Raw genomic sequence first — 25,064 nt, 5'->3', positions numbered from 1 at the left:
TATTAATATTATAACTCTATTTTTACTATTTTGCAATCTACAAATCCTACTTAAAAGCCATTGTCGCATGAATCGCTTTCTTCCAACCTGAATACAATTGCTCTCTTACTTCATTATTCATTTCATTCGTAAATGTACGATCGATACTCCATTGTTTTGCAATATCGTTACGGCTTTCCCAGAATCCAACGGCAAGTCCTGCTAAGTAAGCCGCACCTAAAGCTGTCGTTTCTTGAACAACTGGTCGCTCTACTGGAACACCTAACATGTCACTTTGAAATTGCATTAAGAATTCATTTGCAACAGCTCCACCGTCTACACGTAATTTTTTTAATGAAATCCCAGAATCGGCTTCCATCGCTGTTAATACGTCTTTTGTTTGATAAGCGAGTGATTCTAGTGTTGCACGAATAAGGTGCTCTTTTTCAGTACCACGCGTAATTCCAAAAACTGCTCCACGAACGTCACTATCCCAATAAGGAGTCCCTAACCCTACAAATGCTGGAACAACATAAACACCATCTGTTGATTCTACTTTTGTAGCATAACTTTCTGAATCACTCGCAGACTTTATTATTCGCAAACCATCACGTAGCCATTGTATAGCTGATCCGGCTACGAAAATACTTCCTTCTAATGCATATTCAACTTTTCCATCCATTCCCCATGCGAGTGTTGTTAAGAGGCCGTGGTCTGATTTCACCGCTTTGTCTCCCGTATTCATCAGCATGAAGCATCCCGTACCATACGTATTTTTCGCCATTCCTTCCTCAAAGCATGCTTGCCCGAACAAAGCAGCTTGCTGATCTCCAGCCGCACCTGCAATCGGTACTTGCTTTCCAAAGAAATGATAATCTATCGTCATTCCATATACCTCAGAAGATGGGCGTACTTCTGGTAACATCGATTTTGGTACCGTTAACATTTCAAGCAATTCATCATCCCATTTTAACTCATGGATATTATACATTAACGTTCGTGAAGCATTCGAATAGTCAGTAACATGTGCTTTTCCGCCAGAAAGCTTCCAAATAAGCCACGTATCAATCGTTCCAAATAAAAGATCTCCGTTTTCTGCTTTTTCACGCGCACCTTCTACATGATCTAAGATCCACTTCACTTTTGTTCCTGAGAAATATGCGTCTATTAATAGGCCTGTTTTTTCACGGACCATTGCCTCTAGACCTTGTTCTTTTAATTGATCACAAATTTCGGCTGTTTGACGAGACTGCCAAACGATCGCATGATATACAGGGTTTCCAGTATTTTTATCCCATACAACTGTCGTTTCACGTTGGTTTGTTATCCCAATACCTGCTATTTCACTCGCTTGAATATTCGTTTTTAATAATACACCTGAAATAACAGCTAAGACTGATGCCCAAATTTCATTTGCATTATGTTCAACCCAACCTGGTTTCGGAAAAATCTGCGTAAATTCTTTTTGTTCGACATCTACGATTTCTCCTGCTTTATTAAATATGATCGCACGTGTACTTGTCGTCCCTTGATCTAATGATAAAATATATTTTTTTTCCATCTTCTTCAGCCCCCATTATATTTATTATATTAATACTATAAAGTAAAAACGTTATGACCTATGCGATTACTTTTTTGTTTGTTGGTACTGCTTTTAATTGCTTCTGCTTTTCTAACTGGATCGTTAGAAGTAATACCGCTAAAAATGCTGCAATAAAATACCAAAGTGCTGAATATACAATTCCTTCAAATACTGCAGCGTAAAATAAGGCGCCAAGTCCTCCACCGATAAATGGCCCTACAATCGGGATCCATGCATATCCCCAATCCGATGAACCTTTACCCGTAATTGGTAAAATGAAGTGAGCTATTCGTGGACCTAGATCACGAGCTGGGTTAATCGCGTATCCCGTTGTTCCTCCTAATGATAGGCCAATTACGACAACCAGAAAACCAACAATTAAAGGATTAAGACCTTCTGTAAACTCATTTGCGCCAATCGCTAATATCCCTAAGACTAACACAAACGTCCCAAATACTTCACTAAAATAGTTAGATGGTGTATGCGCAATCGCTGGTCCTGTTGAGAATACCGCTAGTTTAGCTCCTTGATCTTCTGTTTCCTTCCAATGTGGGTAATAGTGAAGCCATACGAGAGTTGCTCCAATAAAAGCCCCAATCAATTGCGCTAAAATGTATAGAGGTACATCAATCCATGGAAATGCACCTACTAATGCTAGTCCAACTGTAACCGCTGGATTTAAATGTGCTCCACTAAATGCACCAACGGCATAAACAGCGGTTGCTACCCCCAGACCCCAAGCCATTGTAATGACGATCCAACCACCATTTTCAGCTTTCGAGCCTTTTAAAACACAACCAGCAACTACCCCTCCTCCAAGAATAATCAGAATCATTGTACCAATTACTTCTCCAACAAACGGCAACATTTGATTTCCCCCTAATGTTTTATTAATGAAGACAAAAAAGAGACCAGCAAAATAAATTACCATTTTCATAACGGTAACTTCTTTACTGATCTCCTTGTCTCCATCAGAAATATTAACTTGTAAACTATTAAAACAAATTCTGAAAACGCTGTCAATCTATTTTTTTAAAAAATAATAGTTATATTAACAAAATATTATAAAGTAAGAAGTGGATATCATAATCAATGTATTGAAAGGGGTCATTGTTATTCTCCTTACAAACAGAATTCATTTTTAGATCGCCCCATAGTCAGAATAGACATACAGGGCGAATAACTGTTTTTGATTAAGGTAGTGCTCTACGAAGGAGCCATTTAAAAACGCTTTATTTTTATAAGATATCAACCCAGATTTTAACTGCTGTTTAGGGAATAACATCATCACAGCGGCAATTAACGCTAAAACCCCTTAAATGACATTGATTCCACCCTCGGACATAAGCTTTGACCCAAAGCCGCCTACAAAACTACCAATTAAAATGGTTGAACCCATGTATATGATTAATCGCTTATTTAAGTATCCACCTTTGCGATACGCCCATACCCCACCAATGGTCGCAAAAAACACTTGAATGGCAATGATTCCAGAAACCTCATGGGCAGTAAGTGCAGCTAGACCAAACAATGGTGGAATGTAGAGCAGCATGGGGTATTTAATAATTGATCCACCAATTCCTAACATTCCTGAAATATATGAACCTATAAAACCGATTAAAAAGATTGTAATGATAAAAGCAAAATCCATTATGAACTACCTCCTTTTAAAGGAAGAGAGGTAACTAAACTAGTTAATTTTTTATTTTATATATTCTTGTTATCTTACCGCACAACGATTTGGTCCAATTTCCATTTCTCGTTGCTTCTCTTCATCTGGGGTGATTATTCCCATATTTGTTTTACGAATTTCTTGGTATGAGTTTGGTTGCGGTGGTAGATTTTCTGTAACCAGTGATCTAAACTCATTCTCATCTTCAATATTTAAACCATGATTTTGGGCGAAAAGTGTGCCTAGCTTCTCAGCGACACTTCCATCTTCATTTAACTCTTCAATGATCATAAAGTGTGCTGGTAATACAACTAACTCTTCTGATAGTTCTCTATAACGCTTATAAAGCGACTCGCGTAAATCCGCTACCCAATCTTCAGCCATTCCTGTTAAATCAGGTCTTCCAATGGAATCAATGAATAGAATATCCCCTGATAATAGGTATTGCTCATCAACTACAAATGAAGTCGATCCAATAGTGTGACCAGGTGAGTAAAGCGCATGAATGTTAATCGTAGAATTTCCAATCACTACGTCATTTCCACCTTCAAGGGCTGCGTATTCAAATACCACTTCACCTGCATCCTTTGGAGGTAACCAGTACGTCGCACCAGTTGCCTCAGCAATCTTTCTTCCACCAGAAATGTGATCAGCGTGTAAATGTGTATCAAATACGTGTGTAATGTTTGCGCCAATTTCCTTGGCGAAATTTACATACACATCAGCCATACGTATTGCATCGATAATGGCTGCTTCTCCATTAGATACAACCATATAAGATAAGCATCCTTTTCCTAGTCGGACAAATTGATATAACTCACCGCCGTCTTTAAGGTCTCCTGTTTTCACCGGCTCTAAATATTCACTCCAAGCCTTCATTCCGCCTTCAAGGTAAGAAACATCAAGACCTTCATCAGATAACATCTCTGCTACCATCATGGAAGAACCTTCTTTAGCACACACAACTAACACTTCTTTATCTGCCGGAATTTTATCCATGATTTCTTCTATGCCGTCTAATAGTTCAAAGTACGGGATATTGAAGTAAGTGAAGTTTTCTCCTTCAATTTTCCAATCAGCGAAATCACCATTACGAACATCTAAAATAAATAGCTCTTTCTTCTCGATTACTTTTCTTGCTACTTCTTTTGAATTCATTGCTTTGACTGACATTCCATATACCCCCATTAGTATAATTATATTTAAAAAAATTTCATTAAAATGTTAACGTTTCATCCACAACCTTAGCGAATTCTAAGAACGTAATCTCCCCACCTACTTCAATTCCATCAACAAATGCATCTTTCCCTACTAATTTCTCAATGCTGTCATGATAACCTGTTTCATGACTGATTCCTCCTATTTTTTTAGATTTTTTCTTGGATGAAACCATTCACTCATGCCAGGTACGACATTGATCACATGAGTGAATCCAGCTTCTGTTAACTTTTGAGCTGCTAAATCACTACGGCTCCCCGTACGGCAAACAACATAGATTTCCTTATCTGAGCTTAATTCACTTAATCGATTCTCTAGTTCACCTAATGGAATCGACTTGGCACCAGGAATATGATTAAACGCATATTCTGCTGATTCACGGACATCTAGAACTAAAATGTCTTCATTGTTAGCTAACTTGGCTTGAAGCTCTTCATTGTTAACCACATGCAGGTGCTTCTTTTCTTCCTTCTCTTCTTCAGTAGCCTTACGGAGGTAGTGTTTTAACACGTCACCCTCTTCAACTGTTCCTAAATATTGATGTCCTGCACTCCCAGCCCAAGCCTTGATATCGGCCGTTGATCCTTTATCTGTTGCTTGAACTTCTAGAACTTTTCCTGGTTCTAACTCATTCATCGCCTTTTTCGTTCGAACGATCGGCATTGGACAAGCTAAACCTTTTGCATCTACTAGTTGATCAAATTTAATGGTTTCCATTTAATATTCCTCCTTACGTTAAATAAATAGGTTCACATTTCCTTCCTCAGCATCAGCCAAATAAGCAGCAACCCCAGCATATTCTAGGCCATCAATTAACTCTTCTTTTTGAAGTCCTAGTAAGTCCATCGTCATTGTACAAGCAACCAGCTTAACACCTTGTTCTTGTGCCATTTCGATTAATTCAGGCAGCGGCATCGCATTGTGTTTTTTCATCACATGCTTAATCATCTTTGGCCCAATACCCGCAAAATTCATATTCGAAAGTCCCATTTTATCTGCACCTCTTGGCATCATTTTTGCAAACATCCTTTCTAAAAATCCCTTTTTCACAGGAACGTGTAGATCCTTTCTAAATGCATTTAATCCCCAAAAGGTTGAAAAAATCGTCACTTTATGGTCATAGGCTGCAGCTCCATTTGCGATAATAAAGGCTGCCATAGCTTTATCATAATCCCCACTAAATAAAATAATGTTTGTTTTCTTTTTGTCTGTCATGTTGTTCACTCCTTTTGTATTCTTCATATACCTATATGGGTATATTGTTACTCAAAAAAATATTAACTTAGCCTTTTTTAATCCAAAACTTTAACACATTACCTTCTTCTGTATCTGATAATAACTCATGCCCACCAGATTTAGCCCAAGCAGCTAAGTCCTTTTTAGCTCCTTTGTCTGTCGCGTGGATCTCTAGAATTTGACCTGATTCTATTTCGTTCATTGCCTTTTTCGTTTTTACGATTGGCATCGGACAAGCTAGTCCTTTTGCATCAAGAATTTTATCTGATTTCATTTTAGTAGCCCCCTCCATATACTTATACCCTTATCGGTATTATAAAAGATTAAAAAAATTTGTCAATAGCGTTTTAAATTTGTTTTTCATAGCTTAATTAAACCTATAGGGGTATTTTAATTGATATCCATCACCCCTGTCAATCAATCTTTTAGGATTTTAGAGAAAACCTTTATTATCTGCTTTTTACTAACAGATTAACCGCTTCTTGAATAAGAGCTTTTCATTTTATCATTGTATTCCATGGATTTCCCTCCTCTTTCTACAGTTGATTCTAGTTGATCTTTTATTAGTGTTTAAAATGCCACCCTCACTTTAATGTGAGAGCGGCGACATTTATACCAGTTCCGATTACACCATTACTTTACAAATATCATTTGTAAAGTCAACTGGATCCTGGATTGGTAACCCTTCGATAAGTAGTGCTTGATTGTATAACAAGTTTGTATATAGCGTTAACTTGTCTTTATCTTGATCAAATGCAGCTTTTAACGATTGGAATACATCATGATTAATGTTGATTTCTAATACTTTATCTGCCTGGATATTTTGATTGTTCGGCATTGCTTTTAATACTTTTTCCATTTCAATTGAGACATCGCCTTCCGTTGAAATACAAACAGGATGTGATTTTAAGCGCTTCGATGCCTTAACATTCTTCACTTTACCAGATAAAACTTCCTTCATATAATCAAATAACTCTTTGCTTTCATTCTCTTCTGACTCAGCTTGCTTTTCATTTTCATCATCAATTCCTAAATCACCACTTGAAACGGATTTAAATTCTTTTTCCTTATACGACAATAACATTTTAATGGCAAACTCATCGATCTCATCCGTAAAGTAGAGGATCTCATATCCCTTATCTAAAACCATTTCTGTTTGTGGTAATTTTTCAATTCGCTCATGTGTTTCACCTGATGCATAGTAAATGTATTTTTGATCGTCTGGCATTCGCTCTATATACTCAGCTAATGTTACAAGTTTCTTCTCTTTTGAAGAATAGAACATTAATAAGTCTTGTAAATCCTCTTTATATTGGCCGAAATCACTATAAACGCCATACTTTAATTGTCTACCAAATGTTTCAAAGAACTTCTCGTATTTTTCTCTTTCATCTTTTAACAGGCTTTGTAGTTGACCTTTAATTTTATTCTTAATGTTTTTTGCAATTAACTTCAACTGACGGTCGTGCTGGAGAATTTCTCTTGAGATGTTAAGTGATAAATCTTCTGAATCAACCATTCCTTTAACAAAGCTAAAATAATCCGGAAGTAAGTCTGCACATTTATTCATGATCAATACACCGCTAGAATAGAGCTCTAAACCTTTTTCAAATTCCTTTGTATAATAATCAAACGGCATATTCTCTGGGATAAAAAGAATTGCATTATAACGGATTGCACCATCAACACTGATGTGGATATGCTTTAGAGGCTTGTCAAACCCGTAATGCTTTTCCTGGTAGAAGTTTTCATAATCTTCATCCGTCAATTCATTTTTATTCTTTCTCCATAATGGAACCATACTATTAATAGTTTGTTCCTCTTGATACTCTTCAAATTCATTTTCGCTTCCATCCTTCGGCCTTTGACTAGTAACGTCCATCTTGATTGGGTAGCGAATAAAATCAGAGTATTTTTTGATAATTGACTTTAAACGGTATTCTTCCAAGTATTCATCGTATGTTTCATCTTCTGTGTTTTCTTTTATTTTTAAGATAATTTCTGTACCTATTGTATCCTTTTCAACTTCCTCAATCGTATACCCATCGGCACCTTCTGATTCCCATTTATAAGCAGCTTCGCTATCTAAAGCCTTCGTAATCACCGTAACAACATCAGCTACCATAAAAGCGGAGTAAAAACCTACCCCAAATTGACCAATAATATCGTGCCCATCTTTTATTTCATTTTCTTTCTTAAATGCTAATGATCCACTCTTTGCAATGGTTCCAAGGTTGTTTTCAAGCTCATCTTTTGTCATTCCGATCCCAGAATCAGAGAGTTTCAATGTTCTGCTATCTTTATCTGCCTCGACCTTTATGTAGTAACTGTCTTTATCAAACTTAAGCGTATCATCTGTTAAGGCTCGATAATAGATTTTATCAATCGCATCACTTGAATTTGAAATTAACTCTCTTAAAAAAATCTCTTTTTGAGAATAAATCGAATTAATCATCATTTCTAATAATCTTTTCGATTCTGCTTGAAACTGTTTTTTCGTCATAACTAGTTCCCCTTTCTTTTGTATAAATTTTTCAACCTACATTAGTATAAGTTAATTTCTGTGTCCAAGACAGCAATTTACACTTTAGCACTTTATCACCAAGAGTGCTAACCAATAATTTAATATCATAAATTGCTAAAAGTGTCAATAATGGTACAGGCACCTTTAGTCGGCTAAAGGTGCCTGACACCGTTTAGCTTAACGCTTGTTAAACGGATAAAAATTATACATTTGAGAAAACCTAAAAAAAATTGTATACCAAACTAGTTTTTATAAGGGGAATCATAAATGGAAGACATACTTGACCGTATTTTAGGATTTCTACCACAACGTTCTGTATTTTGGACAGCGCTAGGAACATCACTCCTTGTTCTTGGCTTGCAAACCTTGACTCAAAAGCTTAATGAAGTTGTCCAGTTACCTTATATGAAGGAAGAAAATCAAAGAGAACGGCAAAAAATACTGGGGCAAGCGAAGAAAAATAAACTATCGAAATCGAATCCTTAAAGGAGATTACATGTAATGGGAACCAACAATGAATATCAAATAAGTCCGATTGAGATGGGAGTGACTTTAATCTCTCTTATATTTGGGGTTGGAATTCTAACGTTACCAAGAGCATTAGCAAATCGCGTTGGAACGACGGACGGATGGATTTCAATCCTCATTGCTGGCCTTATTTCAATGGTATTAATTTATTTCTATACACGTCTACAACAAAATTTTCCGAATGAGGGTCTACTTCAATATTTAGCAAAAGGGAAGGTTGGAAAATGGGGGGCAAAAGCATTCGCTTTTTTATTTATCTTCTATTTCACTAACTTGCTTGCTTTACAAGCTAGATTATTGGCTATGGCAGTAAAAATGTATTTAATTGACCGAACACCTTCAGAAGTAATTGTGGCCATCATCCTTCTCGTCACAACGTATGCAGCTTCAAAAGGAATACAAGGAATCATTCATATTCATTTAATGTTTATGCCATTTATTCTCTTTGCTCTATTTATTGTCATTATCTTTAATCTTGCCGAAGCAGACTTTAACCGTCTATCACCCATATTAAGTGAAGGGTTTGTTCCTGTTTTATCGGGTATTTTTTCACCTATGTTTTCATTTGTAGGGATCTTCTTTCTTTTCTTTTTTATGACATATATGAAAGCAAGTGATTTACGTTCGCTACCACTTAATATTGCAATGATGTTTCTCATTATAACTTATACATTTCTAACGATTATTTCGTATGCGGTATTTGGATTTGAAATGTCCAAGGTCATTACGTTTCCAGCGATCGAACTTGCAAAGGAAATCGAAATTATTGGAAAGTTTATTGAAAGATTAGAATCCATTTTTTTAACGATCTACATCATGGCTATTTTTACGACAATGGCAACAGTATTATTTACTAACTATAAAGTAATCAATGAACAATTTTTACCAAATAATAAAAATAGAAAATGGGTACCCCCCGTTATTATTTTTATTATTTTCATTGTTACGTTTATCCCCGATTCCATAAATAGTCTAAAAAAGCTTGGAGAATTCATTGCTATTTTAGGTGATAGTTTATTGGGGGCTGGTATTGCCATTGGCTACATGACAGTCTGGCTACGTAAACGAAGAAAAACCTCTTATGATAATGTTAGTCAAACATAAAAATGAGAAGGTTGGGGGCTTTCAGAATGAATAGTCAAGATCAATATGAAATCGCCCCATTAGAAATGACGATTGTTTTAATGTCCATGATTATAGGGGTCGGAATTTTAACGATACCACGAAGCCTAACAACAACATTAGAATCACCTGATGGGTGGATTTCCATTGGGATAACAGGCTTGATGGTTATGTTGCTTGTTTATCTTTATGCTAGCCTACAAAATCAATATCCAGGCCAAACATTATTTGATTATCTTTACCAAGGCAAAGTTGGAAAATGGATTGCTTCTCTTCTCATTGGAGCTTTTATAGTTTATTTTCTATCATTGTTAGCCTTTGAAGCTCGGGTTTTATCATTTGTGGTCAAAATGTATTTACTCAATGAGACGCCATCTGAAGCTTTAGTTGCGATAATTCTTTTAACCACAACTTATGCGGTGACCAAAGGAGTTCAAGGAGTAGTACATCTTAGTCTATTATTTATGCCAATTATATTGTTATTAATTATCCTTTTCTTGATAGCAAACCTACCCAATATGGATATAGACAAGATGTTACCAGTAATGGGTGACGGAATAATGCCTGTGATTGAGGGAACAACAGAGATATCACTTTCATATTTAGGTGTAGAAATCTTATTCTTTATGATGGTCTATATGAAACAGGAAAATCTTCGTGCCTTCCCCTTAAATGTTTCAGTTAGCGTTATTACGCTTTTGTATATATTTACATTTATTATGGTCGTCACGATCTTTGGCGTTGAAGGAACGCAAGTCATCACCTTCCCCACTGTTGAAGCTATAAAGGAAATTGAAGTTCCAGGTGCGTTTTTTGAACGGTTAGAGTCGCTCATGATAACGATTTGGATTATGACGATATTTAACACGATGTCTACAATACAACTTATCACCTTTCTCACCATAAAAAAACAATTGCAGCAACTTAACGAAAAGATTCTACTTTCCACCATCGTTTTTATTACCTATACTATCGCATTTATTCCAAATTCAATAACAGATGTATTTACATTCAGTGATTGGATTGGTTGGCTTGGAGTAAGCTTATTTGGACTGAGTCTTATTTGCGGATTTTTCACCGTGTGGTTTAGAAAGAAAAAAACGTCGAGTCATACGTCAAGGGGGATGTAAAGTGAACAAAACGATTTATTTCCTTCTAATAGTAGTCCTCATTAGTCCTCTTTTTATGGGATGTTGGGACTTAACTGAAATTGAAGAAACGGGATTTTTATTAATTGTAGGACTAGACCCTGTCGAAAATGAAGAAAAAGTAATATCTGAGTATGAAAAAGAAACGGGCCGAAGCATCAGCCAAAAACCTGAGCACAATCAAATGTTTAGTGCCACATTTAATGTCGCAATTCCAGGTAAAATTGAATCCCAAGTAGGAGGCATGACAGGTAAACCTTTTTTTAATATTACCACCACTGGACTAACGAACTTTAAAGCAGTCCGCCAAATTGCCGCAAGAAGAAGTAGAAAATTAAATTTTGAACATGTTAAAGCGATTGTCATTAATGAAGATTTAGTCAGAGGAGGTCCTATGCTACAACACATTTCAGACTTCTATATTCGTGACCACGAAATGAGGAGAAGAGCGAATGTATATATCACGAATAAAAAAGCGAAGGAAGTACTAGACAACAAATTACCACTCGAAGAACTGATCGCAACATCGATTCTAGACATTAATGAAAATCATAATGCAGTCCTCTCGATGAGTGCTCCAATTACGATTGGTGAAGTTGCCGTCCATATTCTCGAAGAAAGTAGTTTTATAATTCCCCGAATTGTCCCTTATGATGGTGATTTAAAAATTGCAGGTGCAGCAATTTTTCTAGGGAGAGAAAATACAATGCTCGGCTGGCTCGGTGAGGTAGATATGAGCGGTTATAACTGGGTAATGGGAGAAGCTAAAAATGGAATCATTGAAGTTAATTACAAAGAAGGTAAAGGTGAGTTTTTTGTATTTGAAGTCATCACGATGGCAACTAAAGTCGATTACAGACGCAAGAACGGTAAAAATATTTTTGATATTAAAGTTCGAGCCGAAGGTTCTATTGGCGATAGTTGGTTACATGATGTAGAAATTAGTGATGAAAAAGCGATTAAAGAATTAGAAAAACTGGTTGAAGAAGAGATTAAAGCACAAGCTAATCAAATTATCGATAAAATGCAAAACGAATTTCATGCCGATATTTTTGATTTCCATACTAAAGTAAAGCAAAAACAATATAACTATTGGAAATCGGTTGAGGATGATTGGGACGGTGAAGGTGGGGAATTTGAAAAAGCTGAAATTAATATAAACACGAAAGTAAAAATTCGTCATTATATGTTAAATGAAAAATTAGGATAACTCGCTATTGGAGGTGACTAATATGTATAAAAAACTTTTAAGAAAATTAAATGCAGATAAAGTTCGAAAAAGTAAGGAATACCATTATGAACTCTCCAAAAACATTGAAGAAACAGTCACTTCAATAAAAAATATCGTTGGTGAAAGTGATGATATTGTTCAACGTGATTTTCACATTGGTAAAAAAATAAAAGCAACGCTATTTTATATCGATGGTTTAGCTGATGAAAATGGGATTGAAACGAAGGTCATCAAACCGCTTATTTATTTTTCCGAAGAAGCAGTCACAGAACTAAAAGGGGACGATTTCATTGATTATATTCAAAACGAAGTAATAAACTTTATTGAACTTTCTGTTGAAACGACATTTGACGGGGCTATGCTTCCTTTCATGAGTGGTGAGACGTTGCTTGTCATTGATGGAATAGATAAGTTTATCTTATTTGAAACTCGTCGTTTTAACCAAAGATCCATACAAGAACCTGAGAGTGAAATTGTTGTTCGTGGACCACGTGATGGCTTTAATGAAGTATTACATACTAATGTCATGTTACTTCGTAGAAGAATTAGAGATCCTAATATGACCGTTCAATTCGGGCAATTAGGTAGAAGAAGTAAACGTGATTTTGCTCTTATTTACATTAAAGGTATTACGAATGAAAACCTTGTTGAAGAAATGCGCTACCGAATTGCTAGTATTGATATCGATGATGTTTCCGAGACAGGGGATCTAGAACAATTTGTTGAAGATAATGTATTATCACCCTTTCCGCAACTGATACGAACCGAGCGGCCAGATAAAGTCGCCTCTCATCTATTAAATGGTAAAGTCATTGTTGTCGTCGATGGGACACCCTTTGTATTAATCGCACCATTTACGTTTGAGGAATTTTTTAAATCACCAGAGGATAATTATGACCGTTGGCACATCGGAACATTATTACGGGTCCTCAGGTATATCGCTGCTTTCATCGCTATATTTCTCCCAGCTCTCTATATTGCGATGGTATCGTATCACCAAGGGATGATTCCAACAACGTTAGCCCTGTCGATTGCAGGAACACGAGAAGGTGTTCCGTTCCCAGCCTTTATTGAAGCCTTATTAATGGAATTTACAATTGAGTTGTTACGGGAAGCTGGGATTCGTTTACCACGGGCTGTTGGGCAAACAATCGGTATCGTTGGTGGCCTTGTTATTGGTGATGCAGCCGTTCAGGCTGGTATTGTAAGTCCAATTATGGTTATTGTTGTCGCATTAACAGCCATTGCATCATTTTCTCTTCCTGCCTATAACATTAGTATTACCTTTAGAATGTTGCGCTTTGGGTTTATGATTGCAGCTGCTGTTTTCGGGCTTTTTGGTATAGTGATCGCATATATTTTAATTAATATTCATATGGTCGGCTTACGTAGCTTTGGTTGTTATTACACGTCACCGTTTGCCCCATATAACTTTGCAAACTGGCTCGATTTAGTCATTCGTGCACCAATATCACTGCAAAAAAATAGAAAAGCCGAGCCGAAAACGCTCGACTCGAAACGTCAAGCGTAATAATCAAGCGGAATAAAGCACCGTCCTATTGGACAGTGCTTATTTTTATTAGTGATGGGTTAGAACAGCAGGTGCTACGATTGGAATTGGATCTATTGCAATTGGGTACCACATTGGTGAAGATAACCTTCACTAACTTAACATCATGAATGATGTATTCCTAACAATTTCCTTGATTTTCCTATATTTTATTCCACTTAGATTAGTGCCAACTTCATTTTTTCTAACGATGATTTCTAACTCAAATTCTCCCCATACGTCATATCTATGTCTTTTGAGGTTTCTCCCTCCTCACCACAAGCTGTTACATAAAGTTCTGTAAAGGCATAGAAGCTACATAAATATAAACTGATATTCGAAAAATTGAGTTTAAATATGGATGCAGAAAATATGTGAAATTATGTTTTTTAAGAATAGATTATTCTCAAAGAATATAATTTGTATTTCAATCAAAATATATGGGATGATATAACTATACATTTTTCGTTTCCCATTATAGCTACTCTCATTTATAAATATTTTTTCGTAAGGAGGTAATACTTTGAATCAACTTACCGTACTTGTAGCGGATGATGATCCGAATGTGTGTGAGATTATCCGCTTGTTTTTTACTGAAAATAATTATCGTGTGGTAGAAGCAAATAGTGGTTCGGAGGCCATTAAATTATATGAGTCTAGTAATCCTGATGTTATTTTATTAGATATCATGATGCCTGACATGGATGGGTACGAGGTGTGTCGGCAAATCCGTAAAAAAACCGATGTCCCGATCATTATGTTATCTGCCAAAGGCGAAGAAATTGACCGAATCCTTGGCTTGGAAATTGGGGCTGACGATTATGTGACTAAGCCTTTTAGTCCTAGAGAAATTATCGCTAGAATTAAAGCGATCTTTAGAAGAGTTCCCGTAAAAACTGGAAATGAAGGTGCTAATGGCAACGATATCCATGATTTTAAAGATTTTTCGATCCATGTTAAAAGTAGACAAGTCCTTGTTAATGATGAAAAGCTTTTTCTTCGTCCAAAAGAGTTTGATTTATTATTATATCTGGTACAAAATTCAAACGCCGTATTAACGAGAGAACAATTATTGGAGCATGTATGGGGGTTTGATTTTGGCGGGGATATCCGAACGGTAGATGTACATATTAAGCGAATTCGCTCTGAGTTTGCTAAATACGACATCCATTGTATACATACCGTATGGGGAGTTGGTTACCAATTTAAAGATTAACGCTACAAAGAGGAGTGCCATCATTTATGCAGTGGTTAAATCAAAGTTTGTTTCGGCGATTACTCGTAAGTTTTTTAACCGTGTTCTTATTAGGGTTTGGGATTATTGGTATTGTGATCTCAATGTCTACAAAGGAATATATTACAAATCAAAAAAAACAAGAAATGCTTACACAGGCGAGAAATGTAAACGGTGCGGTCCTACAAAGCGATAAAATTACTCCAGATATTACAGAGACCATCGAAAAATTAAGTGATTTTTCTCAATCAAATATTTGGATAGTCGATAAAACGGGAGAAATCGTAGCTACATCTTCACAGCAAGACCTGCTAATTGGAGAGTTAATTAATCATGATACTATGCAGGATGTGCTTCAAGGTAATTATAGTATTCAGGTGATGGAAATTGAAGAAGAAGAACGGACGATGCTTTCTGTCATTGTCCCTTGGGGAACAAATGAAACGATTTACGGTGGAATTATTCTCCATTCCCCTATTTCAGGTTTAAAGGCTACGGTAGACAATATTCGAGAAATTGTTTTATGGGCAATTATTAGTGTATTATTTATCGTTGGACTGTTAGTGTCCTATTTGTCTTGGTCCATTTCTAAGCCATTAAAACGAGTGGAGGAAGCAGCAAATGAAATAGCGTTAGGAAATTATAACAAACGTGTTAAACACGACATCCCCGATGAAGTAGGTCAGCTTGTCAACTCATTTAATCGCATGGCTAAGAAATTAGATGATATTGAACGAGAACGTGATTCACTGGAACAAAGGAGAAAAGATTTTATCGCGAATGTTTCCCACGAATTACGGACTCCGTTAACGGGGATTAAAGGCTTTTTAGAAGCTTTACAGGATGGATTAGTAAAAGATGAAGAATCTAAACAAAAATACTATCAAATCATGCAGAGAGAAACTGAGTATCTTACCCATTTAGTGAGGGATTTAATGGAATTAATCAAATTTGAAAAGAACGAAGTAACATTAGATCTTTATTATGTTCAGATCGATGAAGTCATAAAAAAAGTATGTTTCCATCTTCAGCCTGCCATAACTGAAAATGGAAATGAAATTTTTCTTCATCTCCAAGAAAATACACCTCCTATTTTAGGTGATTCGATACGACTTGAACAAATTTTTAAAAACTTAATACACAATGCAAATAAATTTACCGAAAACGGGACGATTACTGCTTCCATTAAACACGACTCAGATAAAGTATTTATAAAAATTTCAGATACAGGAATCGGAATCCCTTCTTATGATTTAAAGCGAATTTGGGACCGATTCTTTAAGGTGGATCGCGTGAGAAATAAAAAAGGGCGCGGAACAGGTTTAGGTTTGGCTATCGTAAAAGAATTAGTCAAATTACATCACGGAGAAGTTCAAGTAGAAAGTAAGCTAGGTGAAGGAACGACTTTTACCGTTATTTTACCTATTGACTTTACGGCCAATGAATAATTTAACACAAACATTGTAATTAATTTGTAAACACAGTTCATATATTTTTAATAATTTGATAAAAGATTGATTATATCTTTCATGTAAAATCACCATTATTAACTAAAAAATAATGGGTGATAACTATGATAAGTCATCAGCTAGATAGTATTCAGCAAGTAAAAGTAGCAAAGACATCTATATATCTAATCCTCCCGTTAACGGCAATGATTTTGGTCGTTCCAAGCCAATGGGAAAGACTTCAGTTTTTTTTACTGTTACTTTATCCTATTTTACTTTCATATAATTATTATAACTTTGACCGACAGCTCCTAAAAAAATCGCTTATTTTTTTAGGGATATTTCTCGTAGCAAACCTTACAACTTTTCTAGTCCATGTTTGGCAGCTGATCTGGGAAATGTCAAACCCGAATGGATTGTTTGGTTGGAAGTTGTATTTAAACCCATTGTTACATTCCATTCCATTTAATGATGGAATGTGGTTACGACAGTTTGCTACACCAGTTCTTGACCGTTTTTTTGTATACATTTACATTCACGGCTTTGTATTTTGTCTATTTGTATTAGCCATTTATTATCTACTTACAGGTCAACCGAAAAAGATTCTTCTCGCGATGTTTGCTGGACATGTCTTACAATACGTTTTGATTATGCCGTTTCACTTCTGGGTTGATGGTCATCAGGTTTGGTGGATTCAAAACCAATGGTTCGGCTATCAATTTACGGATCCAATTGCAGGGTATCGCACTGTGACCGAGCCTATCATACCTAGTTTAAACCACGTATTTCCTAGTATGCATACATCGATTGCAACAGTAACCATCTTATTAGCTTGGAGAGAAAGCTCGAAACCAATTAAATACTTTTTTGCGTTTTTAAATACCGGTATTATTATCTCTACAGTCTATCTAGGAATTCATTGGGTAATTGATATTTTCGGTGGCATTTTATTTGGCTATGTAACTTTGAAATTGGCTGAAAAAATGATCGCAACAAATTGGAAATTAGTATTTGAGCGCTCCGAAAATCGTGTATTAGCATATGTTTATCCATTACGAAATCACCAAATCAATCAAAACCAAACCTTTTTCTGGTGGGATAGCAAATGAAAATAAATCATACAATTAGTGAAGTTATAGTTTTACGGAGTATTGCATGTTTAAGTATTGTTTTTTTACATTCTATTGGGATTGCTTTATCAGGTAGTAACATGGGGACTTGGACGACTGTCTTTTTTGACTCGCTTCATGTCCTCCTTTACTTTGGAACCCCCATGTTTATTTTTATCTCAGAATTTTTAGTTGCCTACTCCTATCGAAATAAATCTTTGCCTACGAATTTTCTTAGGAAGCGATTTAATTTTATCTTCCTACCCTTTTTGTGTATGGCTTTGTTTTATACAATTCCACACGCAAATACTCTAGAAAATGGTGCCGTAAAACTTTTCTTAAATGCTGTTATCGGTGATTTCCATGGCTATTTTGTGTTAATTATTTTTCAGTTTTATTTAATTCATACAATATTTCACAAGCATCTAAAGGCATGGAATCCTAAAGTAGTATTGGTAGTAGCATTTTTCATTAATGCGATTTATCTCGCTTTTTTTAACTTTACACCTCCAATGAATATCCCAGCTGGAGACTATATTTGGAATCGCTATTATTGGGTACCCTTTTTGGGTTGGGTGTTTTATTTTGCATTAGGCTATTATTGTGGCTTTTATTTTGAGGCTTTTATTGAACAGCTCCGTAAATACAAACGGCTCGTCTTAATTAGCCCTTTAATTAGTAGTGTGCTTTTATTAGCCTTCTATCATTCCGAGATGATAAGTGTGCATAGTTCTAAGAGAATCGATCTCCTAATCCATACGACTATTATGTGTTTCTTTTTGTTTTACGTAGCACATAAAATGCCCAAAATCCCTAACTTACTTCATACGGTCAATCAGTATTCTTTTAGTATTTACCTGTTGCATATGTTTTTCCTATCATTTATCGATTTTATTTATCCTAAATTCCCTATCTTCACTGGCAGCGTTTATGTTCTGTTTTTGTTCACATTTAGTACGCTCGGTTCAATCTTTATGAGCTACTATATAAATAAATGGAAGTACGGAAAATATATTATCGGTAGAGTAAATACCCCAATGGAAAACACCACTGTAACTAATAAAAATACGAAGCTAAAAAATAAAAAAGCTTATACTTATTCATAACGTTCGATTAAGAGTGAGACAAATTGAAATAACGGTTCATTCCTCTTTAATTTAGTTTAAAAATAACAATTACAGTAACATTAAAAATCGCATTGGAATCCAATGCGATTTTTGATGTTTGTTGTGTTACTTCACTCAAGCACCTAGTAGAATATAAGATTTAATTTGTTACAAATTTGGACGGACACACAATCCGTTTTACATAAAAATTGTGCTTTTAGGGAATGATTTGAATCATGAAAGTAATTAGAAAACAAATCAAACTCTCTTTCCTAATGAATGAGGCCTATTATGCTAAATATCATCTTAATTTTCGTCCTTCAAATTATATTAGTCCCTCTTTTAACACTAAGAATTATCTTTGTCGTTAAAAACCGGACAGGGACTGCGACGGCTTTTGGTTTTTTAGAAGCCTTAGTTTATGTTTTCGGTTTGTCCATTGTACTTAGTGGTGAACAAAACTTAGCTGAAATGATAACATATGCACTCGGATTCGGTGTAGGCATCTTTTTAGGTGGCAAAATTGAAAATAAGTTAGCGATTGGTTATACCACTCTTGCTGTTAACTTATTAAATCAAAATGATGAATTAATCAGTACATTAAGAAATGAGGGCTTTGGTGTAACCATTTTTGAAGGAAAAGGCCGAGACGGGATTAGATACCACCTAGAAATCCTTACAAAACGAAACCGTGAAGAAGAAGTAATGACAATAATTGAAGAATTCGAGCCGAAAGCATTTATCATTTCTTATGAACCTCGAAAGTTTAGAGGTGGCTACCTCGTTAAAGGCATGAAGAAAAGTTTAAAATAATGGCTGTTTTCGTAAACTTTGTTGCTTTTGGACCGTTTTTTGAAAATAAAATAGCCTTTTCAAGACAAATTCATTTGTCTGAACGGCTATTTTATTTTCAAACCCTTCACGCTATGCGTGAAGAGCCAAGCATCCGCTTGGCTTACGGTCCAAAAGCTAAAAGCAACAATCTCTGAGAAAAGAGCCAAAATAATTAATACTAGTAATTACTTGGCTGATAATGACTTTGAGCTAAAATGATCGGTACCTCATCATAAAAATTTTGTAAATACAAAACAGCAGTGACTGGATAATGATCAGATGCATCACTTTTCATCACATTCGTTTCTCTAACAAGGAATTCTTTACTATGGAAAATATAATCGACTTGCCAATCTTGACTATAATACGTCTGGATTGGCTTTCCTTTGTTGCTTTTCTTGAGATACGGGTCCCAAGTTTTATATTCTTGCTTGATCGGGAGCGAATTTAAGTCACCTGTCAATATTATTGGATCTTTTAACTGATCCAGTTTATGATATATGGTTTCAATCGCCTTTAAACGCTCGTCTTGATCTAGACCTAGATGTGTATTTATAACATTAATAGATTGAGTATTAGACAATTGAATTTTGGACAATATTGCTGACCTTGCTTCTCTCTTGTTAATCAATGGGATCCTTTCAGTACTTTCAATCGGAAAACGAGACAGAATGGCATTTCCATAATATATGCCTGGATATGATATGGATGGATAAAAAACAGCATTCATTTCAAGCTCATCTGCTATGAGTTTCACTTGATCTGTAAACTTTGAACGAACACTATAACGCTCTATTTCTTGCAAACTAATAATATCTGCATCTATTGATCGTAATGTATCTATCGTTCGATTAAGGTCTACACGATTATCTAATCCTTTCCCATAACGGATATTATAAGAGGTAATCGTTATCATTTTTTCACCTAATAAATGATTGTTGCTGCTTGTCCATGTGTACTTTACTTTATATTTTTCATGAAGAGTGTGGATCATACATAAAAGGATGAGAGTAAATAATGAAATAAGAATAAACTTTTTAGTCATGATTACCCCCTCAAAAAGTTTCTGTTTAAATTTTATCATAATTTTCCGATAGATTAATTTGTAGTTTTTTCCTTTTGTTAATCTGCTTCTTAACGGTTTATAAGTATTATCATGTTTTGAAATCTCATCTATCTCTTCGTTTAAACTAGTTTTTCTAAAAACCTAGTCCTTTTTATCGAAATTTTAGTAGTCTTAAATTTACTGTATTTGGAAAAGCCTCTGTTTCATATATTTTAATTATTGATGTTGCATTAAAGGAGGAGTAGAGTAATGGACTATTTCACAACTAGAAAAAAGTATTATCCTTATGTAAGTCCATTTAGCCCTTGCCCACCAATGACAGTTAAAACCTATGTTACGGCACCAAACTTATATCTTGTGTATCAACCACCTAATTTACCTCAATTCTCCCCTCACGAAGCGTTATACGCAGGCACATTATGGAAATATTTTTACGATCCATATTATGGGCCATGTGAAAAAAGGGAGGAGAGTTAACATGAAGCATAAGCAGTTACCACCCCAATTTTACGAACTTATGAAGGAGTTACAGGCAGTTGATTTTGTTCTTATCGATCTTACATTATATTTGGATACTCACCCAAACGATACAGATGCAATTCAGCAATTTAATCAGATGGCTCAAGTCAGCCAACAACTGAAAATAGAAGTTGAAAAATTTTATGGACCATTACTACAATATGGAAATAGTTATAGTGGATATCCATGGAATTGGAATGAGTCCCCATGGCCTTGGGAGTTATAAATTGATGAAGGAGGTAGAATTCTTTGTGGATTTATGAAAAGAAACTGCAATACCCAGTAAAAGTCAGTACGTGTAATCCTACTTTAGCAAAATACTTAATTGAGCAGTATGGCGGTGCTGACGGTGAGCTAGCAGCTGCTTTACGTTATTTAAATCAAAGGTACACGATCCCAGAAAAAGTAATTGGTTTATTAACAGATATAGGAACTGAAGAATTTGCTCATTTAGAAATGATTGCAACAATGATTTATAAATTAACCAAAGATGCTACTCCTGAACAAATGAAGGAAGCAGGACTTGCAGCCCATTATGTCAACCATGATAAAGCGTTGTTTTATCAAAACGCAGCAGGCGTTCCTTGGACAGCAAGCTATATCCAAGCAAAAGGAGATCCGATAGCTGATTTGTATGAAGACATAGCAGCAGAAGAAAAAGCAAGAGCCACTTACCAGTGGATCATTGATATGTCTGATGATCCAGATTTAAATGACGGACTAAGGTTTTTGCGCGAAAGAGAAATCGTTCATGCTCAACGTTTTCGTGAAGCCGTTGAAATATTAAAAGAGGATAGAGAACAAAAGAAAGTATTTTAACAAAAATTATTTTCATTAATTATTTACACTATTTACATTTAAATACGTCAAAATTAGTAAGAACTATTTAATGAAATACTGTTTTCAAATGATCATTAATTGAATAGGAATAAAACGGTTACTTTCACAAAGGGAGGTTCCTTTTACACTTTATGGGAACATCCCTTATTCCTCATAAACCATTTTCTCGTTATCCCACCATCAACAACTAGGTTAATTGATTATTTCACATAGACTTAACCATGAAAATACATAAAAATGTTCTTCTATCACAAAATAAAATGACTAAGATTGGGGGTGAACAGAATGGATGTAAAACGAGTAAAGCAAATTCTTTCTTCTTCTGCTGATATTGATGTGAAATATAATGGTACTTCTGTTTGGATTGATAAGCTGAATGAAGATGGTAAAACAGCCACAGTACACTTAAGAGGACCACTTGAGCAAAGGTCAGAAGTAGAAATTACAGAACTAGTTGAAGAGTAGTTTATTGAAATATTAAATGCATACAGTTTTAAATATAAAGAGCCTGAAGTTCCTACTCGAGCAGGCTCTATTCATTTTTCACCATGCATTCTTCAATAACCTTATGAATATTAAATTTAGGCCACTTATTCATTTAACATCTGTAGAAACTGTTTTGTTCGTTCTTCTGACGGGTTTTCTAGTATAGTCTTTGAAGGACCTTCTTCTATAATATATCCACCATCCATAAACAACACTTTGTCTGCTACTCGACGAGCAAAATTCATTTCATGTGTAACAATAACCATCGTTTGTCCTTCTTTCGCAAGATGTTCAATTACTCGAAGTACTTCACCGACTAGTTGTGGATCAAGGGCAGAAGTCGGCTCATCAAAAAGCATGACTTCTGGGTTCATCATAAGTGCTCGAGCAATCGCAGCACGCTGTTGTTGCCCACCTGAAAGTGAATCTGGATATTTATCACGATGCTCATACATCCCTACCTTTTCGAGCAATCCTTCTCCTTCTTTAATTAAGTCATCTTTCTTCCTCTTTTTCACTGTTAATGGCGCCTCAATTATATTCTCCATCACTGTTTTGTGCGGAAAAAGATGGAACCCTTGAAACACCATCCCTGAGTAGCTTCTTAGTTCTATTGTATCTTTTTTATTTGGAGGCTTATGGTCGAACGATAGAGTTTTATTTCCGATCGTAATCGAACCCCCATTAGGAATTTCAAGTAGATTTAAACAACGAAGTAATGTTGTCTTCCCTGACCCAGAAGGTCCAATTAAACAAACAACTTCACCCTTATTTACTGAAAAATCAATGGATTCAAGGACAGTCACACGATCAAATTTTTTCTTTAAATTGTTCACTTTAATCATAGATTAACTCACCTCTTTTACCGTCGGCTTAAATATCGGTTATACCTTTTTTCTAATCTTTCTTGTAAATGTCCAATAACAATGCACACGATCCAATAGATAAGGGCTGCGGTAATATACATCGTCATACTGTCAAATGTACGTCCAGCAACAAGTCTAGAACTATATAATAATTCTTGTACTGTTATCACTGATGCAAGAGACGTCCCCTTAACAATATCCATGAAAATATTAAAAGTTGGCGGGAGGGCTATTCGTGTTGCTTGTGGAATAATAATTCGATAAAGCGTTTGAACATACCCCATTTGCAATGATGCCGCAGCCTCCCACTGTCCACGAGGTACAGACATGATGGCAGAACGAACCACCTCCGCTATATAAGCAGCAAAATTCAAGCTAATTCCAACAATACCAGCAACAATCGCACTACTAAACTGAACTCCCAATACAGGTACACCATAATATAAAATGAAAATAAAAACTAGGAGCGGTGTTCCACGCATAAAAGAAATATATATTCGAGCTGGCCAACGTAAAAACCAGAACGTAGACATTCGAGCGATACCAAATAAAGTACCAATAATTAGTGCAAAAAACATACTAAATAGGGCAATAATCATTGTAATTTTTAAGCCCTCAAGTAAAAAAGGTAATGAATCTATAGCCAACTTAGGATCATACAAGTGTTCCCATTTGATTTCCTTAAACCATTCAAACATGATCACACCTCCTTTAAATATGTACTGAAATAGAAAGAGGCTGACTTAACAGCGTCAAGCCATCCTCCACATAAAGGTGCCTGGCACCCCTTATATTATTTACCCTCTAAACTAACGACTTCTGAACTGTCCACTGGTTGCGATACGTCTTTACCTAGAAACTCTTCAGACAATTTAGCAACAGTACCATCCTCTAGTAACTCTTGCATCGCTTCATCTAAACGCTCTTTTAATGAAGTGCTTCCTTTTAGCATAATAATTGCACTTTCAGTCGCATGATACTTCACTTGCTCAGCAACTGCAAGACGATCATCGCCAAATTCATCAAGTGTACGGTTAAGTACAAGTAGGTCATTTAAATATGCATCCCGGTTTCCATTAATAATGTCACGTAGGATCGCATCTACACCACCATCATAAGCAACCCCATCAGCACCAATATTTTCTGCAAACATTGCATAATTACTCGTTAAAGACCCTAATGCTACCTTAACCCCTTTTAAATCATGAGCTGATTCGTATTTGTCAACGTCTTCTGTACGGACAATGATTGAGCCGTATGAATATTTATGAGGAATTACAAAGTCAAATGTTTCTTTACGCTCATCTGTAATTGCAAAATCGTTTGCAGCAATGTCTATTTGACCATTTCGTAAAGCAGGTAAAATGCCATCAAAGTCCATTGTACTAAACTCCACTTCGACTCCAAGCTGCTCACCTAATTCACGAATAAGCTCAACATCGAAGCCTGTTAATTGATTATTTTCGTCATAAAATGTAATCGGCGAGTAGTTTCCGGATGTACCTACTACTAGCTTTCCTGCTGCCTTTACATCAGTCCAAGACGTGTCTTCATCTGCTTCTTCTTCCGTAGCAGTATCTCCGCTTTCAGCACCTGCATCTTCTGTATTTTCTGCAGGTGCATCATCTGCAGCTCCACACGCTGCCAATATGATCATTAGCATTAGTGTGAAAAGTAATACCCCCATTTTTTTCATCATGATCTAACCCCTTTTTCTCTATTATTCCTGAGTTATTTAATCGGAATAGCCTGTTAATAGATTATAAA

The 25,064-nt window shown here is 35.7% G+C and carries 25 protein-coding genes and 2 pseudogenes; 14 read left to right on the top strand and 13 right to left on the bottom strand.

Going from position 1 to position 25,064, the window contains the following annotated elements:
* Positions 1–46: 46 nt before the first annotated feature.
* The 9 genes and pseudogenes from glpK to htpG form a co-directional block, all read right to left on the bottom strand.
* Entirely contained in the window at positions 47–1,540 is a 1,494-nt protein-coding gene (gene glpK, locus J0N78_RS19315; protein ID WP_209124756.1) for a glycerol kinase GlpK, read from the bottom strand.
* 58 nt (positions 1,541–1,598) lie between these two features.
* On the bottom strand, positions 1,599–2,429 hold the full coding sequence (locus J0N78_RS19310; protein ID WP_209124770.1) for an MIP/aquaporin family protein: 831 nt from the start codon (positions 2,427–2,429) through the stop codon (positions 1,599–1,601).
* Positions 2,430–2,879: 450 nt separating this feature from the next.
* A pseudogene (locus tag J0N78_RS19305) lies at positions 2,880–3,212 on the bottom strand (TSUP family transporter); the annotation flags it as partial.
* A gap of 69 nt (positions 3,213–3,281) precedes the next feature.
* Positions 3,282–4,406 (bottom strand): MBL fold metallo-hydrolase, encoded by a 1,125-nt coding sequence (locus tag J0N78_RS19300; RefSeq protein WP_209124755.1) that lies wholly within the window; start codon positions 4,404–4,406, stop codon positions 3,282–3,284.
* Between the two features lie 43 nt (positions 4,407–4,449).
* A pseudogene (locus tag J0N78_RS19295) lies at positions 4,450–4,539 on the bottom strand (DsrE/DsrF/DrsH-like family protein); the annotation flags it as partial.
* Between the two features lie 53 nt (positions 4,540–4,592).
* On the bottom strand, positions 4,593–5,168 hold the full coding sequence (locus J0N78_RS19290) for a sulfurtransferase TusA family protein (protein WP_209124754.1): 576 nt from the start codon (positions 5,166–5,168) through the stop codon (positions 4,593–4,595).
* Between the two features lie 18 nt (positions 5,169–5,186).
* Positions 5,187–5,666, bottom strand: coding sequence for a DsrE/DsrF/DrsH-like family protein (locus tag J0N78_RS19285; protein WP_209124753.1), 480 nt, complete (start codon positions 5,664–5,666; stop codon positions 5,187–5,189).
* A 67-nt stretch (positions 5,667–5,733) separates the two neighbouring features.
* On the bottom strand, positions 5,734–5,961 hold the full coding sequence (locus tag J0N78_RS19280; protein ID WP_209124752.1) for a sulfurtransferase TusA family protein: 228 nt from the start codon (positions 5,959–5,961) through the stop codon (positions 5,734–5,736).
* Between the two features lie 351 nt (positions 5,962–6,312).
* The gene (gene htpG / locus J0N78_RS19275) at positions 6,313–8,190 is read right to left on the bottom strand and encodes a molecular chaperone HtpG (protein ID WP_209124751.1); all 1,878 of its coding nucleotides are present in this window, start codon (positions 8,188–8,190) and stop codon (positions 6,313–6,315) included.
* Between the two features lie 288 nt (positions 8,191–8,478).
* Between htpG and J0N78_RS19270 the strand changes: the two genes are divergently transcribed.
* The 10 genes from J0N78_RS19270 (at position 8,479) to J0N78_RS19225 (ending at position 19,499) form a co-directional block, all read left to right on the top strand.
* Positions 8,479–8,697, top strand: coding sequence for a hypothetical protein (locus J0N78_RS19270; RefSeq protein ID WP_209124750.1), 219 nt, complete (start codon positions 8,479–8,481; stop codon positions 8,695–8,697).
* 15 nt (positions 8,698–8,712) lie between these two features.
* The gene (locus tag J0N78_RS19265; RefSeq protein ID WP_209124749.1) at positions 8,713–9,843 is read left to right on the top strand and encodes a GerAB/ArcD/ProY family transporter; all 1,131 of its coding nucleotides are present in this window, start codon (positions 8,713–8,715) and stop codon (positions 9,841–9,843) included.
* Between the two features lie 26 nt (positions 9,844–9,869).
* A complete protein-coding gene (locus J0N78_RS19260) occupies positions 9,870–10,991 on the top strand; it encodes a GerAB/ArcD/ProY family transporter (protein ID WP_209124748.1) in 1,122 nt (373 codons plus the stop codon).
* 1 nt (position 10,992) lies between these two features.
* Positions 10,993–12,219: a Ger(x)C family spore germination protein gene (locus J0N78_RS19255; RefSeq protein WP_209124747.1), complete on the top strand. Its 1,227-nt coding sequence runs from the start codon at positions 10,993–10,995 to the stop codon at positions 12,217–12,219.
* A gap of 22 nt (positions 12,220–12,241) precedes the next feature.
* Positions 12,242–13,771: a spore germination protein gene (locus J0N78_RS19250; RefSeq protein ID WP_209124746.1), complete on the top strand. Its 1,530-nt coding sequence runs from the start codon at positions 12,242–12,244 to the stop codon at positions 13,769–13,771.
* A 541-nt stretch (positions 13,772–14,312) separates the two neighbouring features.
* On the top strand, positions 14,313–15,005 hold the full coding sequence (locus J0N78_RS19245; RefSeq protein WP_209124745.1) for a response regulator transcription factor: 693 nt from the start codon (positions 14,313–14,315) through the stop codon (positions 15,003–15,005).
* A 26-nt stretch (positions 15,006–15,031) separates the two neighbouring features.
* The gene (locus tag J0N78_RS19240; protein ID WP_209124744.1) at positions 15,032–16,471 is read left to right on the top strand and encodes a sensor histidine kinase; all 1,440 of its coding nucleotides are present in this window, start codon (positions 15,032–15,034) and stop codon (positions 16,469–16,471) included.
* A 125-nt stretch (positions 16,472–16,596) separates the two neighbouring features.
* Positions 16,597–17,580: a phosphatase PAP2 family protein gene (locus J0N78_RS19235; RefSeq protein WP_209124743.1), complete on the top strand. Its 984-nt coding sequence runs from the start codon at positions 16,597–16,599 to the stop codon at positions 17,578–17,580.
* Entirely contained in the window at positions 17,577–18,686 is a 1,110-nt protein-coding gene (locus tag J0N78_RS19230) for an acyltransferase family protein (RefSeq protein WP_209124742.1), read from the top strand. The genes J0N78_RS19235 and J0N78_RS19230 overlap by 4 nt, the downstream gene beginning before the upstream one ends.
* 291 nt (positions 18,687–18,977) lie before the next feature.
* Complete coding sequence (locus tag J0N78_RS19225) at positions 18,978–19,499, top strand: DUF2179 domain-containing protein (protein WP_209124741.1); 522 nt, start codon at positions 18,978–18,980, stop codon at positions 19,497–19,499.
* A gap of 199 nt (positions 19,500–19,698) precedes the next feature.
* Here the strand turns inward: J0N78_RS19225 and J0N78_RS19220 are convergent, their stop codons facing one another.
* On the bottom strand, positions 19,699–20,565 hold the full coding sequence (locus J0N78_RS19220; RefSeq protein ID WP_209124740.1) for an endonuclease/exonuclease/phosphatase family protein: 867 nt from the start codon (positions 20,563–20,565) through the stop codon (positions 19,699–19,701).
* Positions 20,566–20,835: 270 nt separating this feature from the next.
* Here J0N78_RS19220 and J0N78_RS19215 point away from each other — a divergent pair, with 270 nt between their 5' ends.
* The 4 genes from J0N78_RS19215 to J0N78_RS19200 all read left to right on the top strand — a co-directional run bounded on the left by J0N78_RS19215 (position 20,836) and on the right by J0N78_RS19200 (position 22,410).
* The gene (locus tag J0N78_RS19215; protein WP_209124739.1) at positions 20,836–21,063 is read left to right on the top strand and encodes a spore coat associated protein CotJA; all 228 of its coding nucleotides are present in this window, start codon (positions 20,836–20,838) and stop codon (positions 21,061–21,063) included.
* Position 21,064: 1 nt separating this feature from the next.
* The gene (locus J0N78_RS19210; protein WP_209124738.1) at positions 21,065–21,331 is read left to right on the top strand and encodes a spore coat protein CotJB; all 267 of its coding nucleotides are present in this window, start codon (positions 21,065–21,067) and stop codon (positions 21,329–21,331) included.
* Positions 21,332–21,354: 23 nt separating this feature from the next.
* Positions 21,355–21,924 carry a manganese catalase family protein gene (locus J0N78_RS19205; RefSeq protein ID WP_209124737.1) on the top strand — a complete coding sequence of 190 codons (570 nt, stop codon included), beginning with the start codon at positions 21,355–21,357 and terminating at the stop codon, positions 21,922–21,924.
* 306 nt (positions 21,925–22,230) lie between these two features.
* Positions 22,231–22,410: an H-type small acid-soluble spore protein gene (locus J0N78_RS19200; RefSeq protein WP_209124736.1), complete on the top strand. Its 180-nt coding sequence runs from the start codon at positions 22,231–22,233 to the stop codon at positions 22,408–22,410.
* Positions 22,411–22,535: 125 nt separating this feature from the next.
* Here J0N78_RS19200 and J0N78_RS19195 read toward each other — a convergent pair whose 3' ends face one another.
* From J0N78_RS19195 to J0N78_RS19185, 3 genes are all read right to left on the bottom strand, one after another.
* Positions 22,536–23,276, bottom strand: coding sequence for an amino acid ABC transporter ATP-binding protein (locus J0N78_RS19195; protein ID WP_209124735.1), 741 nt, complete (start codon positions 23,274–23,276; stop codon positions 22,536–22,538).
* A gap of 17 nt (positions 23,277–23,293) precedes the next feature.
* The gene (locus tag J0N78_RS19190; protein ID WP_209124734.1) at positions 23,294–23,995 is read right to left on the bottom strand and encodes an amino acid ABC transporter permease; all 702 of its coding nucleotides are present in this window, start codon (positions 23,993–23,995) and stop codon (positions 23,294–23,296) included.
* 95 nt (positions 23,996–24,090) lie between these two features.
* Positions 24,091–24,996 carry a transporter substrate-binding domain-containing protein gene (locus J0N78_RS19185; RefSeq protein WP_247747431.1) on the bottom strand — a complete coding sequence of 302 codons (906 nt, stop codon included), beginning with the start codon at positions 24,994–24,996 and terminating at the stop codon, positions 24,091–24,093.
* Positions 24,997–25,064: the final 68 nt, after the last annotated feature.

It is taken from the genome of Alkalihalobacillus sp. BA299, from assembly GCF_017745675.1.
Taxonomy (GTDB): domain Bacteria; phylum Bacillota; class Bacilli; order Bacillales; family Bacillaceae_F; genus Alkalihalobacterium.
The sequence above is the reverse complement of the archived record's forward strand: the minus strand, read 5'-3'. Positions and strand labels throughout refer to the sequence as shown.